This window comes from Pontibacillus salicampi (assembly GCF_042434395.1).
In the GTDB taxonomy this organism is placed as follows: Bacteria; Bacillota; Bacilli; order Bacillales; family BH030062; genus Pontibacillus; species Pontibacillus salicampi.
The window spans coordinates 1-14,978 of record NZ_JBHLTP010000023.1; the positions used below are offsets into that span (position 1 = coordinate 1).

The 14,978-nt window shown below is 43.7% G+C and carries 12 protein-coding genes and 2 riboswitches; of the genes, 4 read left to right on the top strand and 8 right to left on the bottom strand.

What is annotated here, in order from left to right; genetic code table 11:
- Positions 1-508: 508 nt before the first annotated feature.
- The 5 genes from ACFFGV_RS19750 to ACFFGV_RS19770 all read right to left on the bottom strand — a co-directional run bounded on the left by ACFFGV_RS19750 (position 509) and on the right by ACFFGV_RS19770 (position 8,393).
- The gene (locus ACFFGV_RS19750) at positions 509-1,849 is read right to left on the bottom strand and encodes an NCS2 family permease (protein ID WP_377351581.1); all 1,341 of its coding nucleotides are present in this window, start codon (positions 1,847-1,849) and stop codon (positions 509-511) included.
- A gap of 123 nt (positions 1,850-1,972) precedes the next feature.
- Positions 1,973-2,074: riboswitch (purine riboswitch) on the bottom strand.
- A gap of 86 nt (positions 2,075-2,160) precedes the next feature.
- Positions 2,161-3,699, bottom strand: a complete 1,539-nt coding sequence (gene guaA / locus ACFFGV_RS19755) for a glutamine-hydrolyzing GMP synthase (RefSeq protein WP_377351583.1) — start codon at positions 3,697-3,699, stop codon at positions 2,161-2,163.
- 123 nt (positions 3,700-3,822) lie between these two features.
- Positions 3,823-3,924: riboswitch (purine riboswitch) on the bottom strand.
- A gap of 26 nt (positions 3,925-3,950) precedes the next feature.
- On the bottom strand, positions 3,951-6,164 hold the full coding sequence (locus tag ACFFGV_RS19760) for a transglutaminase TgpA family protein (protein ID WP_377351585.1): 2,214 nt from the start codon (positions 6,162-6,164) through the stop codon (positions 3,951-3,953).
- The gene (locus ACFFGV_RS19765; protein ID WP_377351587.1) at positions 6,164-7,429 is read right to left on the bottom strand and encodes a DUF58 domain-containing protein; all 1,266 of its coding nucleotides are present in this window, start codon (positions 7,427-7,429) and stop codon (positions 6,164-6,166) included. The genes ACFFGV_RS19760 and ACFFGV_RS19765 overlap by 1 nt, the downstream gene beginning before the upstream one ends.
- A 1-nt stretch (position 7,430) precedes the next feature.
- Positions 7,431-8,393 (bottom strand): AAA family ATPase, encoded by a 963-nt coding sequence (locus ACFFGV_RS19770; protein WP_377351589.1) that lies wholly within the window; start codon positions 8,391-8,393, stop codon positions 7,431-7,433.
- 338 nt (positions 8,394-8,731) lie between these two features.
- Here ACFFGV_RS19770 and ACFFGV_RS19775 point away from each other — a divergent pair, with 338 nt between their 5' ends.
- Both ACFFGV_RS19775 and ACFFGV_RS19780 read left to right on the top strand, forming a co-directional pair.
- Positions 8,732-9,658, top strand: a complete 927-nt coding sequence (locus ACFFGV_RS19775) for an AraC family transcriptional regulator (RefSeq protein ID WP_377351736.1) — start codon at positions 8,732-8,734, stop codon at positions 9,656-9,658.
- A gap of 15 nt (positions 9,659-9,673) precedes the next feature.
- Positions 9,674-10,054 (top strand): DUF1761 family protein, encoded by a 381-nt coding sequence (locus ACFFGV_RS19780; RefSeq protein ID WP_377351591.1) that lies wholly within the window; start codon positions 9,674-9,676, stop codon positions 10,052-10,054.
- 306 nt (positions 10,055-10,360) lie between these two features.
- Here the strand turns inward: ACFFGV_RS19780 and ACFFGV_RS19785 are convergent, their stop codons facing one another.
- Positions 10,361-11,332 carry a phosphotriesterase family protein gene (locus tag ACFFGV_RS19785; protein WP_377351738.1) on the bottom strand — a complete coding sequence of 324 codons (972 nt, stop codon included), beginning with the start codon at positions 11,330-11,332 and terminating at the stop codon, positions 10,361-10,363.
- A 289-nt stretch (positions 11,333-11,621) separates the two neighbouring features.
- Here ACFFGV_RS19785 and ACFFGV_RS19790 point away from each other — a divergent pair, with 289 nt between their 5' ends.
- Both ACFFGV_RS19790 and ACFFGV_RS19795 read left to right on the top strand, forming a co-directional pair.
- Positions 11,622-11,810, top strand: coding sequence for a hypothetical protein (locus ACFFGV_RS19790; protein ID WP_377351593.1), 189 nt, complete (start codon positions 11,622-11,624; stop codon positions 11,808-11,810).
- Positions 11,811-11,886: 76 nt separating this feature from the next.
- Entirely contained in the window at positions 11,887-12,978 is a 1,092-nt protein-coding gene (locus ACFFGV_RS19795) for a glucoamylase family protein (protein WP_377351595.1), read from the top strand.
- Positions 12,979-13,088: 110 nt separating this feature from the next.
- Here the strand turns inward: ACFFGV_RS19795 and ACFFGV_RS19800 are convergent, their stop codons facing one another.
- Together ACFFGV_RS19800 and ACFFGV_RS19805 are read right to left on the bottom strand one after the other, a co-directional pair.
- Positions 13,089-14,078 carry a LacI family DNA-binding transcriptional regulator gene (locus ACFFGV_RS19800; protein ID WP_377351597.1) on the bottom strand — a complete coding sequence of 330 codons (990 nt, stop codon included), beginning with the start codon at positions 14,076-14,078 and terminating at the stop codon, positions 13,089-13,091.
- A gap of 61 nt (positions 14,079-14,139) precedes the next feature.
- Positions 14,140-14,970, bottom strand: a complete 831-nt coding sequence (locus ACFFGV_RS19805; RefSeq protein WP_377351599.1) for a carbohydrate ABC transporter permease — start codon at positions 14,968-14,970, stop codon at positions 14,140-14,142.
- Between the last annotated feature and the right edge of the window lie 8 nt (positions 14,971-14,978).

Sequence of the window (14,978 nt, forward strand, 5' to 3'; positions counted from 1 at the left end):
TCGTCCTGAGCCAGGATCAAACTCTCCATAAGAGTTCGCCTAACATCATGTGAACATGATTACTGGCTAATGTTAAAAAATTAACAGGTTGTTTACAAGTTGTTTTGTTCAGTTTTCAAAGTTCAACAGTGTTTTGTGTTTGTGTCCGCTGCTCAAAACAGCGACTTTATTAATATACCATTCAATCAATCTTGCGTCAACAACTTTTCAATTTTTCTTTTCGTTGTTTTGTGCAGTTAATTTGGTTTGTTTTGTTGCCGTCGTTAGCGCAACGTTTAATAATATACCATGGTATTCTCTCATTGTGCAATGGTTTTTTCGTATTTTCTTTTATTCTTTTTTATAGACGCTGTTCAAGCCCCACCTTGATGTTAGGTTGATTTACAATCCAATCCCTCCACATAAAAGCGCTATGCTGCTATAACAACCCCACTATTACCAAACCCATTAAATTAAAAAATCTCCCCACTGACCTTTCACAGTCGGCGGGGAGATGGTTCATGCCAGGCTAGCTTAAGAAAATAAAATAAGCGAGGAATACAAAGAAAAGAAAGTACATAATTGGATGAATTTCTTTTCCTCTTCCTTTTAACAGCATGGTAATAGGATAAAAAATAAAACCAATCGATATCCCAGTTGCAATACTGTAGGTAAGTGGCATGGCGATAATGGTCATAAAGGCGGGTACTGCAATCTCGAAATAATCCCAATCAATGTTTTTCAAAGCAGAAGACATGAGTACCCCGACAATGATAAGCGCTGGTGCGGTAACCTCCTGGGTAACTACGCTTAATAACGGAGAGAACAAGAGCGCTAACAAAAAGAAGCATCCTGTCACAACTGCTGTAAAGCCAGAGCGCCCTCCTGCCCCAACCCCTGCTGTCGATTCAATGTAGGAGGTTGTCGTGGATGTTCCAGCTACTGCCCCTACTACCGTTGCCGCAGAGTCTGCGAACAAGGCTCTACCAGCTCTGGGCAGCTTGTTGTTTTTCATTAACCCAGCTTGTGTTGCCACTGCTACTAGCGTTCCTGCTGTATCGAAGAAATCGACAAATAGGAAGGTAAGAATGACAATCCACATATCACCTGACAATAATATAGAAGGCAACGCTTCTATGGCAGCTCCAAATGTAGGTGTTAATGAGGGAACAGATCCTACGACGCCACCGATTCCTCCACTAGGAGGAGATATTAATCCTGCAACCATTCCTACTATAGAAGTAATAATCATTCCGTAAAAAATACCACCCTTAATACCAAGAGCAAGAAGGATGACTGAAATCACTATTCCAAAGATGGCAAGCAAGGTTGTAGGAGAGCTTAATTCGCCGAGCTGCACGAGAGTAGCGTCACTCCCTGCAATAATCCCAGCATTCTGAAAGCCGATAAACGCAATAAACAAACCAATACCCGCCCCCACAGACAGCTTTAAATTGGAAGGAATAGCATTAATGACCTTTTCCCGGAGACCAGTTACTGTTAATACAATAAAAATAAGTCCAGAAACTAATACACCCGCTAACGCTTTATCCCAGTTGATCCCTTGGGAAAGGACGACCGTATAGGCGAAAAATGCATTCAATCCCATGCCCGGAGCGAGGGCAATCGGGTACTTTGCAAATACTCCCATAATAATGGACCCAAGCGCTGCCGCAAGAGCTGTGGCGGTAAACACAGCACCTTGGTCGATCCGAGTCACACCATCCGGCAGTTGCTCTACACCAACTAATGCCAGTGTGTTAGGGTTTACGAATAAAATATAAGCCATAGATAAGAAAGTAGTAAGTCCTGCGATAAACTCTGTACGATAATTTGTACCGAGCTCTTCAAACTGAAAGAAGTTCTTCAATGTGCTCCCCCTTACCCGTCGTTCGGTTTGGTACAACAAAAAAAGACTCTTGGCTTTATGCAGCCAAGAGTCTCTTAAACTAGGAAAGTAAATTGCTCTCCACGAAACGGTCGCGGAATATCTATATCTAGCAATTCACCTCGTAGTCGGACCATTTACGGTAGTCCGGTAGAAACTCTCGGGCCTTATTCCCAATATTATACGACGGTGTTTATGATTATTTTTTATGATTCGGTACCATTGTACTAAGTAACAGGATGCTAGTCAACAGAAAAACCGAACATTTAACCAAAAATACAATTTATTATTCGTTATTCCCATTCAATAGTGGATGGCGGCTTACTCGTCACATCATACACGATACGATTGACGTGCTCCACTTCATTGACAATTCGCGTGGATATTTTCTCTAGAACATCGTGCGGGATTCGAGCCCAATCCGATGTCATACCATCAATGGATGTAACAGCACGGATTCCTACTGTATAGTCATATGTTCTCGCATCCCCCATCACCCCCACACTACGGAAATCAGGAAGAACGGTGAAGTATTGCCATATCTCGCGATCGAGTCCAGTTTTTTTCACTTCATCACGTAATATTGCATCAGATTCGCGCACGATTTCCAGCTTTTCAGGAGTAATTTCACCAATTACACGAATAGCTAGTCCCGGTCCCGGGAAGGGCTGACGCCAAACGATATGGTCCGGAACACCAAGCTCTGTACCTAGTGCACGAACCTCATCTTTAAATAACGTGTTGAGCGGCTCTATTAATTGGAACTGCATATTCTCAGGCAAGCCGCCCACATTGTGGTGGGATTTAATTGTTTGCGCTGTTTCGGTACCACTTTCAATAATATCCGTGTACAGTGTCCCTTGCGCAAGATAATCGATATCCTTCAGCTTATCTGCTTCATCGTCAAACACATAAATAAACTCGTTACCGATAATTTTCCGTTTTTCCTCTGGATCTGAAACCCCTTCGAGCTTGGATAAAAAGCGATCCTTGGCATCAACTTTAATAACATTCATCTCAAAGCCCTCACTGAATGTTTCCATCACACTATCCGCTTCATGCTTACGAAGCAAACCATGGTCGACGAAAATACAAGTAAGCTGGTCTCCGATCGCTCGTTGGATTAGCGCTGCAACAACCGAGGAATCTACTCCCCCACTTAAAGCACACAGTACTTTTCGATCCCCTACTTGGTGCTGGATTTTCTCTACTTCCATTTCAATGAAATTCTCCATAGACCATTCAGCCTTGGCTTCACAAACACCAAATACGAATTGCTTCAAAAGCTGATTGCCATGTTCTGTATGGCGAACCTCGGGGTGGAATTGGACACCGTACAGCTTACGTTCGGCGTTACTCATCGCTGCTATTGGACAAGAAGGACTCACTGCATTTACCTGAAACCCTTCTGGCGGGGCGATAACTTTATCTCGATGACTCATCCATACCACTTGCTCGGCTGGCATATCTTCAAACAGCTTAGACATCTGATGAATAGTAATATCCGCTTTACCGTACTCTCGCTGTTCAGCGCTCTCCACCTTACCACCATAATGGTGCGTCATGAGCTGCATTCCATAACAAATCCCCAGCACCGGGATATCTAAGCTGAAAATTTCCGGATCACAACGGAAGCTATCTTCCTCGTAGACACTGTTCGGACCACCTGACAAAATAATACCGCTTGGGTTGATGCGGCGAATATCCTCTGCTGTTAATCGGTGTGAATGCAGTTCACTATAAACGCCGAACTCACGGATTCTTCTTGTAATCAGCTGATTGTATTGACTGCCAAAGTCTAATACTAGAATCATATCATTCATTTGCTTCATCCAATTCCACTCCTTTATTGTGCTGTTTCTTATCTTGCGTTCTTGTTTCATCCATAAAAAAAGAGACTTCTGCCTCCTATAAAAAGGTATAGGAAGGCAGAAATCTCTCATACACGTAGCACGAATCTTTCATTCTGCCTTCATAGTCAGGACATTATTGGTATCCCGGTAGAGACTCTCGAACCTTATTATCGAGGATATATGAAGGAACTATTAAGTTGAACTCATTCTATCAACAGGATGAGGACCGGTCAAGATAGTGCTTTTTTGATTAAATTTTCCCATAATTCTGTGACTTTCTGCCACGGCTGATTCGCTTCATCTCCGCGATATAGCAAACGCTCATAGTAATGCGTAAGCATGCCCATATCTCTCGATTGGAAATTCTGATCTACCTCTCTAGCATACTCTCTTAGCGTCTGCCCTTCTCCTCGAGCCATACCAGCCTTTGCAGCGAGTGCTTTCATTAAGAAGTGATAAGCCGCTTCATAATTGTCCTTATTAGGGTTGCGATAAAATCGTTTCTTATAGAAATAGAAAAGCCAATGGAAACGGTACCGATATAATAGGAAGGAAGTCAGCACAAGTCCTCCAGCCATTACCCAGAACCAAACACTTTTCAGGATGGAGGTAGATCCAATAGCTTCATCACTCGTTCCATCTTCCATTTGATCCTCAGTAAGCTCCTCCTTATCAGGCCCTTCCTGGTTCAAGCTTTCCTCCAGATCTTCTGATACCTCGGAATCTTCCTCTTCTTCCGTTTCTTCCTCTAAATAAAAATCTGTATGGTTACCAAAGCCCTTCGTTGGTTCAAAAGGGACCCAGCCAATGTCTGGGAAGTAGACTTCTACCCAGGAGTGAGCATTGGAACTAGTTACTTCATAAACCGTGTATTCCTCGCCATCCTCCTTGGTAGCGGTGTCGATCTCTTCCCCGCCAGTAAAGCCCTTCGCCCATCTGGCAGGAATCCCGACGCTTCTCAGCATCACAACCATAGAGGAGGAGAAGTTGTCACAATACCCGACTCTAGAGTCAAACAAAAATTGATCCACATAATCCTCATTCTCCCCAGGTACAGGTATCCCCTCAGTATCATACTCGAACCCCGTGTTTGTAAAATGCTCCTCTATTGCCCGAGCCTTGTCATACCGATTCTCTTCATCCTTGACCAGATTTTCCGATAAAGTCTTCACCCGTCCTGGCAGTGAGTCAGGAAGCTGAGTGTATCGTTCTTCAATATCGTCAGGGTCTTCCTCAGAAGCTTCTCGTAACTGCTGATAAGAGAAGGAAGGCTGAACATATTCTACCTTATACCCCTCTAACTGGAGCTGTTCTCCGTTCTTCTCAGGCTGGATGACATCTGTCGTTGTATTTACTTGAAATGCATCAGCACCTGATTGCTTTACTTTCTGAACATCGTATGGATAGACAAGCCTAGAAAAGCTAGCTCCATCTTCCATCGAGATTGTCGCGTCCTGTTCGGTTGTCTCCACGTTCTCTTCCTCATACGTTTGGATAGGAAGAGTGCTATTTGGGTCATACTCCTCGAAGGTTCCTTCGTCGGAATTGACCCAGCCCTTGCCTGTATAAGTATCCTTCGTTTCAATGCGCCAATAATGCTCATTCTTAGCGGCAGCTTGAAACACAGGTGTGTTATCCTGAACGAATGAGCCGCCAAGCTGTGTATCATCTGTACCGTACCCTACCTTTTGTACCGTGTTTCCGGAGCCACCCATATTACTAGCGGCTTTCTGAATAAACGGCACAGGGTCTGGCCATTGCGGTGTCCGCTTCGGTGCTGTATAACCGATAACCGTGGAGCTGAACACCAATACGATTAACGGGAGAAGCCACGCCCGGTACAGCCTTTTCCCCTTCAGAGATATGGATTCCCGCTCTAACTCCTTCATCATACTGGATAAGCCCATCACTAAAAGCGAAACAAGAAACGCACGCACAATCGGTATTTTGCCATCAAAGGCTGTAAACGTATCAAGTACTGTTAAATAAACGAACGTCAGGATGACGAAAAAACTAATCCGCTTCGCCACAACGAACCAATAATATACAAGGTAACTCATTAGCCAAAGCAGTAGCAGGAAAAGAAAGCTCCGGAAAAGAGGCGTCATTTCCCAAAACTGATAGGACAACATGACCTCAGCATTATATTGAACGTGCTCCCATAAATATTGGAACCAGGCAGGACTGAAAAACCGCTGCGGCATAAACATGCTATCGAGAATAAAGGCCATACCAGCTAACTTTAACGGAGTTGCCATATACCAAGGCCATTGCAAATAGGACAGCAAAAAGCAAAATGCAGTGTACACAATGAACATTGCAATATTGCCTGTATCCGTTATTTGCTCCAGAGGACGCAGCCATTCCAGAAATAATAGGAAACCACATATATACAAAATGGCTGTGTAGATACGTTTTCTTTTGTCTATGTCCTTGCTTGCCATTACGTACTCACCTCAAATACCGGCTTTGTCAGTTCCCCTTCTGTCATTACATTTACGACGACACCACTTATTTGCAGCTCCCGAATAATCTGCTTCTCCAGGGCACCAATCCTATCGGCAGCGTCAATATAAAACAACACCACTCTACCAGTATGCTGCTTTAAACGAGAGATGGTAGATTTCAAGTCCGCATTTAACGTATTAGTTACAAGCATTAGCACTGAATTTTTCGGCAGTACACGCTGCTGCATCAGCAACGACTCTCCAAAATTCGCTTTACCCGTTGGCTCTACTCGTGCTAAATAATGGTTCATATAATCCTGCTGCAGCGCATCTTTGGTGAACGGGAATAGCTTCCGTTCCTCACCAAGCACCATAAATGCTAGCTGCGAGGACAAACGACGGTACGATTGGATTAAAGAAGCACATAGCTCGACACTTCCTTCAAACGCCAGCGACTTGTCCTTCTCCACCATATTGGCATCGAGAATCAACATAACATCCGAGCTTTTTTGCGGCTCAAACTCCTTCGTCATGAAGGAGTTTTTCTTAGCGGTATTCTTCCAATCTATCCACGAAAAACGGTCCCCCGGTACATACTCCCTAACCCCGGTTACAATAGTAGTATTCTTTTTGGCGGGAGAATAGGAAGGCGACGCACCTTCTTCAAAGCTATTCATTCGCTTCGTAATTCCCACATCACGTTTATGTGGGTACACAAGGATAGCTTCTCCTACCGTGTAGTAATGCTGCTTCTTTATAAAGCCAAAAAAGTCTCCCGTTCTCACACGAATAGTATGAAATTTATGCTCGCCTCGAGGAACATTTTCAAACGTATATTCATACCGTATTTTCCGCATAAACCACGGGAAGGCAACACGCTTCACCTTCTGATGGCTGGACAGCTGCTTAGGATCCTGCAGAAATTGATAGCTTTTTGCTTTCACACCAGCTCTCTGAAAGGTTTCCGGCACATAATCCTCTATAATACAAAAATATAGCGGAAAGGGCATCTTCCGATCGATGGTAAGCGTCACAGTTAGAGTGTCGCCTGTCTGGAGCACCTGCTTCGATAGGGAGCGTTCAATGCTCCAGTTAGAAATAGGATACAACACCAACAAGATCATATATAACAGGAATGGCAGCATGGCATAGAAGAGAAACCAACTAACAAACCCGCCCTGAAACATGGCGTACGCATATAAGATCCCTAGCAGGACGACACCAATTAACATCTTTCCAATCATTCCGGCATAATTTCTCATACTATTTTTCCCGGCTCACAGGCACAGAGACTTTATCTACCAATTCATCTACCAGGGAAGAAGTCGATGTCCCTTCAAATTTAGCTTCCGATGTCGTAATCATCCGATGACTCAGCACGAAGGGTGCCAAATATTTCACATCATCCGGTATGACGTAATCCCTATCCTGGATAAACGCATAGGCCTTCGCCGCTTTCATGAGCGCTATAGAACCACGAGGACTCACTCCTAAATAAACAGAAGGATGTCGCCTCGTTTCTGTTACCAGGTTAATAATATATCGTTTCACATGATGATCCACATACACCTGCTGCACTTCCTCCTGCAGCCCAATCAGCTCATCCTGGGTCATAACAGCTCCAACTGAATGGACAGGGTGCTCCCCTGTAATCAACCCAAGCATCTCCATCTCCTCATCAGGAGTCGGGTACCCCATATTCAATTTCAAAAGAAAACGATCCAATTGAGCCTCTGGCAAAGGATATGTACCTTCATACTCGATCGGGTTCTGGGTAGCCATTACAAAGAACGGGCGCTGAAGCTCTACGGTGCTGCCATCCACGGTTATGCTGTTCTCCTCCAAGCCTTCCAATAAGGAGGACTGCGTTTTGGGAGAGGTTCTGTTGATCTCATCCGCCAGGACAATATTTCCTAGGATTGGGCCCGGGCGGAACTCAAATTCCATATTTTTCGGGTTATAAATTGACACACCCGTTACATCAGACGGCAATAAATCGGGTGTGAATTGGATTCGTTTAAACTCACAATCAACGGATTTGGCTAACGTGCGCACAAGCATCGTCTTCCCCACTCCAGGAACATCCTCGAGCAGAACGTGCCCTTGCGCAAGAAGCGCTACAATACTTAACGTTGTAACCTCTTTCTTACCGATCATGACCTTTTGTATATTGTGAAACAAATCTTGCACCTTTGAATGGTAGAGAAAAGTAGTATGCTGGGACATGCGAATAAATTCCTCCTAAACAATGGGTTCTCTATCCCTAACGTATTATATCTAGTAAAACTAACATGTTATTTTTGTACCGTTACATTTCATTTTTGTCACAGTGATACAAAAATTCTGTCTATTGTAACTATACTACAAATCTCCTAAATACACGCAATAGGTTGCACAGGAAAAATTTTGGAATACTTACAGAAAAGACGTAAAACGGAGGGAGAATGCCACGAAGAGACTGTTCCATTTACCTACAAAAGGAAACTATAACCACCCTTCGAAATAATTTATAATAATGAAGAAAGACTACAAACTGAGAAAATACCCATAAGGAGGACACATTCATTCAACATAATAAAGACACTTACCTATATAAAGTACTTGATTACGTAGATTCCCATTTAACGGATCCTCTTCCTTTAAAAACTTTGGCCGACATCTCTACCTATTCTCCCTTTCATTTTCAAAGAATGTTTAAAGAAACGATGGGAGAGACACCTGCTCAATACGTCAAGCGTCTTCGACTGGAGGAAGCAGCCCATCTGCTGATCTACGAGCAGCAGCTGTCCGTTACAGAAGTTGCATTCCAGAGCGGTTTTACGTCCTCATCCTACTTCACCTCTGCCTTTTCAGCTTATTTCCATAGGAGTCCAAGACAGTGGCGGGAGGGCGGATACTTAGACCACTTTTCCAGACCATATCAACATAGCAAGAAATCTAAACTATACAGCAACAATAAGCAAGACGATTCCACACAAGCGACCTATACTGAATATAGCTGGCTGGATATAAATGAGGTAAAAGTGGTCCATTTACCTCCCTGCATGATGGTAACGAGACAAAGTATTGGCCCCTATACAGAGGGAATTCCCTCTGTATGGGAAGACGTATATCAATGGGCAGATAGCCGAGATGTGCTAAAGAAATCATCGATGACACTAGGAGCTCCTAAGAGCAATCCATATATTACACCACCGGAAAAAAGCCGCTACGAATGCTGTCTAGAAGTAACTGAGGCAGAAGCTCCTGAAGAAATCCTCAAACCATTCAACGGCGGAAAGCACGTTCTCTATACCTTTCACCAGCCAGTATCGTACGAAGACAGAAGCTATCTTATGGAATGCTACGGGGAATTGTATAGCTTCTGGCTGCCCAAGAGCGGCTTTCGTTATTTGGAGAATCCAATCGAATTCGTTACATTCGATAAAGGAGAAAATTCATCTCTACAGGTGCATATTAGCGCCATTGCTCTGGCAATTGAACCAAAATAGAAAGGAGATTTAGCAATGTTTATTCCCATCATCATAGGTGCCGTCTTGTATATGCTGTACGGCGGAATCTATTATTCAATCTTATTATCGGACAAACAGGCTGATAAAAATAAGGATATTCAACTTCACCAGACAGAAGGCGCCATGAAATATATCACATCCGTACTCATAGCCTTTATCAGCTCAACACTTGTAGCTATAGCAATAAAACAGACCGGCCTGGACACTATAACGGGCGGGTTAAGTATCGGACTTCTCCTCGGCATTATCATTTCTCTCGTTTATTTGAAAAACGCTTTATTCGGATTAATGCCAAGACGCTCCCTTTATATCGCCATCGGTGATCACCTTGTTATCTTTACCCTTTTGGGTCTCCTGCATGGATGGTTGGCGTAATGGTTTTAGGCAAGTAGTCGTATAATGAAGAAAGGAAGAGCCAGCATGCTCTTCCTTTCAGCTTGTAGAACGACTCCTACAGCATTTATGGGCGAATTCTTAAATTTATGAGCGGATTTTTAAAAATATAGGCGGATTTTCAAATTTACGGGCGAATATCGAAAAATATGAGCGAATTTAAAAATTTATGAGCGCACCCACCCAATAAAGATGCTTATCCTTCAAGCAGTAAGAGAGCTTTTTTTCTACAATGGGGCTTCCTCGACATTCTGAAAGGAAGAGCCAGCACGCTCTTCCTTTTTCACATCATTCGAATAAATCCGCTATATTGTGATAAAACATCTCCTCCACCTGCTCCTCTGTTAAGACACCCTTCTCCAATAGTTCAGGAAGAATATGAATAAACAAATGGTTAGGGCGCCAATTTTGGAGCATTTCCTGGAGGGGTTCTGGCAGCTTTGGTTCTCTTCCCCACCATACATTGACCGTATCATGAGATAACAAAAGCCGCTTTCCATATCCTTGTCCAATTAATCCAGCCAACACCGTTTTCCTCGCTTCATCCATTGGCGCCCCTACAATTCCATGCAGACCGAATCTATCTAGCCCGAGATACACCCCTTGTTCAAGCGTAGATAAATGCTGTGTCACATCCGTTGTACCGCACATGTGACCAATCACTATTTTCTCAGGGGTGGCTCCTTCTTCAATTAACAGCTTCGCCTGCTCCGGTCCCATCGTTCCCTCCTGTGTATGGGTAAGCAAAACAATACCAGTCTCTTTATGAGCCTTTACGGCAGCACGAAAGAACATTTGCTCATAATCAGTAATGACATCCTTACTAGAAGCAAGCTTGATGACCCCTGGCTTGATTCCTGTCCCTTCTATGCCATTCGTAATTTCCTCCATGAACATCTCATAAATTTCTGCTTCAGCCGTACCTAACTGTTGCCGAAATTTGAAATAAGGTGTCGCGCCTTCCCCCTCATAATAAAAGCCTGTCGCACAAATAATATTCATCCCTGTCGCTTCAGCAACCGCCTTCAGCAAGCCTACATGGCGGCCACATTCATTAGGAGTCGGATCCACAACCGTCTCCACTCCTTGTTGCTGCATCAGCTTAGCTACCGCTATCCCTTGTTGTTTCTTCTCCTCGAAATCAAATGTACCAAGGGTCATATCTCCTTGAAATCCCGGATAGCCAAAGAAGAAATGTTCATGAATCAATGTTTTCCCTAACTTACTCGCATCTACTGGTCCTAATACAGTCTCTACCATTCCCAATCTTTCCACCTCCAGTTCATAAAATACCATCTACAACCAAGGTATAAAGGCCTGCATACTGACTAGTTAGTATGTTACATGTTATTTTATACTAAAAATTCTGATAATTAAACAAATACGCCTTATTTCAGCTGGTATAATCTACTCCCCTGGTCAAACGACCTACACAGTAAAGTTCAGAAATTTCACTCATCTAGTACCATTACATTATTTACGAGGGTTCAGTTATTCGGTACACTGTAATCGAAACGTTTCACTAAATAACTAAAAAGGATGTGTTTGTTTGAAGAAGATAGCTGTATTACTACTCTCTCTTTTCGTTTTAGCTGCAACGGCGCTTCCATCCACCACACTTGCGAAACAACCCAGCTCGGATCACCACCAATTTCTATCGAAAAAAATGCAAGCGGTTTCAAAGAAAACGTACCGTTATTTCGAAGATTTCACAGTAGAAGAAACCGGCCTTACTTGATGCTGTACGTTTTGACGACGAAGGAAACAGGACAACAGCCCAAAAGCACACCTCACCAACCAACATTGGTATCTACATGATGAGCACCATCGCTGCTGAAGAAGCTGGCCACATTTCAAGGAAGCAAGCAGTAGATAAGATACAAACCACCCTTCATTCGCTAGAGGATATGAAAAAATGGAATGGACTATTTTACAATTGGTACAACACCTCTGATGGCTCCCTATTTACTGATTGGGGCGAGTTTATCTCCACAGTAGATAATGGCTGGTTATCGGCAGGCTTAATTGTAGTGGGACAAGCTTATCCAGAGCTTTATGATCAGTCCAATCGACTCGTTGAGAATATGGATTACTCTAAGCTTTACACTCCAGAGGTCGGTCAAATGAGAGGAGGGTATGATGTCGCCAAGGGAGAATACACTGCCCACCATTATGGAGCGCTTTACACCGAACCAAGAGTAGCAAGCTATATCGCTATCGGGAAGGGCGATGTCCCAAAAGAGCATTGGTGGAAAATGGAACGTACCATGCCAGAGAGCTGGGATTGGCAGCAGCAGACTCCAGAAGGCTACACCACTACGTATGACGGTGTCGAAGTTTTTGAGGGACACTATAGTTATAATGGAACTAAATATGTACCAAGCTGGGGAGGCAGTATGTTTGAAGCCCTCATGCCATCCCTTGTGTTAAAGGAAAAAGAGCTAGGCCAGGATGCGCTTGGTCTAAATAATAAACGGCACGCAAAGCTGCAAATTGAATACGCCAAAGAGCAAGGATACGACGCATGGGGGATGTCCCCGGCTGCAACGCCAGAGGATTACTCCGAATTTGCGGCTACGCCACTTGGAATGGAAGGATACAAATCAGACGGAACCGTTACCCCGCACGCTACTTTCCTCGCGCTGGAATATGCACCATGGGAAGCGTTAAAGAACCTAAAGCAGTTGAAACGTTTCGAAACATTTAGCAAGTACGGATTCTATGACTCCGTCAATGTAGAAACAGGAGAAGTGACCAAAGCTTACCTCGCTCTTGACCAAGGAATGTCCATGGTAGCACTAAGTAACTTTATGAACGAAGGCGTTATAAGAGATTACTTCCACCAATCTGAAATTGGCAAAGCGCCAGAAGAGCTGTTAATCAAAGAAGAATTCTCTATTCAATAAAGAATAAGAAGCTCCCTCTCCTCTTGAAGGATTGGGAGCTTTGGGCGCTCTTTCATGGAAAGATTATATTTCTCAATTCTAAAGCTCCGGTGCGTTCCACCGGAGCATTGCTATTTAAGCTGAACGGATGAGCGCTCTATAAAGTCTGTGGAAAGGTTAAAGTATTTCTCCACCTCTTCCCCTGCGAGCATTTGAAAGATGATATGCACCGCTAACGCACCTGCCTCATATTTCGGCTGACGCACCGTCGTCAGAGGTGGCGTAACATATTCCGATAGCTGTATATCATCAAATCCGATAATTGATATATCCTCAGGGACACGAATCCCCTTCTCTGTAAAAGCCTGCAGCCCGCCTATCGCCATCTCATCATTAGCGTAAAATATAGCATCCGGTAGATTCTGCTGCACAATGAGCATCTTGGTTGCTCGATACCCGCCATCTCTTGTGAAATCTCCGCCAATTTTCCACTTAGATTGAAAAGGGATATCATACTTATCAAGCGCACTTTTATACCCTTTAAACCGTTCCTGATCATCGTGAGAATCGACTGGTCCACTAACATAACCAATGGAGCGATGTCCACGCTTCATCAAATACTCTGCTGCTTGGAAGGCACCATGCTGGTTATCCACCTCCACATGAACGGCATACGGATTCTCCACTTCCCGATCAAGCACGACAATAGGAAAGTCCTCGCGCGCTGATTCTTCTATTAGCTTTGTACTTATATTGGAGGCTAAAATAATGGCACCGTCCACCCGTTTTTCCTTCAGAAATTTCGTTGCAGTGGAACGGTCTCCACCAACAGAACTGCAAGCAATCAAGTCGTATTGATTGCTTGCAGCCACTTCTTGAACACCTTTAATTAGCTCAGAGAAATAGGGACCGGACATGTCACTTAATATTAAGGCAATCGTATTCGTCTTCGTCCGCTTTAAATCAGAAGCGAAGCCATTTTTCTGGTAATTGAGCTCTTTCGCGGCTTTCAGAACCTTATCCATAGTAGCTTGACTGACCTTCTCATTGCCGTTCAGGGCATAAGAGACGGTCGAGATCGCTACCCCAGCTCGTTTAGCCACATCTTTAATTGTAGCCATTAAAATCCTCCATCTGTATGGTTTCCTATCTTCTATTGTAACAGTTGTGCTATCGTTGGCGTTATTTAATGCCCGACATGGTAAAGCCTTCTACAATGTATTTCTGGAAAAAGGCGAAGATGATAATGATCGGCACTACCATAAAGGCAGCTCCCGCCATTTGCAGCGCAAAGTTGTTAGCATATTGCCCCTGTAATAATGACAACCCGACTGACAATGTATATAGACTTTCATCATTTGCGATAATTAACGGCCACAGAAAGCTGTTCCAGCCAGCAATGAAGGTTAGAATACCCTGTACAGCGAAGATTGGTTTGGCAATAGGCATCACAAGCCGGAAAAAGATATAAAATTCTCCCGCCCCATCGAGACGTGCTGCTTCAAGTAAATCCGTAGGAATGGTTGTCATAAACTGCCGAAACAAAAAGATACTAAACGCAACCGCTAGCCCTGGCAGCACTATACCGGTCATCGTGTTGGTCAGTCCCATATAATTCAGGAGCAAATACACCGGTATCATGGTCACCTGCCCAGGAATCATCATCGTCGCTAACACAACATAGAATATTTTTTCCCGACCTTTAAAGCTATATTTGGCAAAACCGTAGCCAGCCATCGCATTAAACAGCAGCCCCACGAAAGAAAACAAGACAACGATAAGCGTATTTCGTAAGTACACCGCAAAATTCATATTTGTAAATAAGTTGATGTAATGCTCAATGGTCGGATTTTCCGGAATAATGGTTGGAGGTATAGCCAGCACTTCACTTTCTGGCTTAAAGGAACTGGAGATCATCCATATAAACGGAATAGAGACGAGCACTCCTCCTACAATCATTACCAGCATTACAATTGACTTTTCTACTTTACCTGCCTTCGTTACAGTAGCCATCTCGCTTC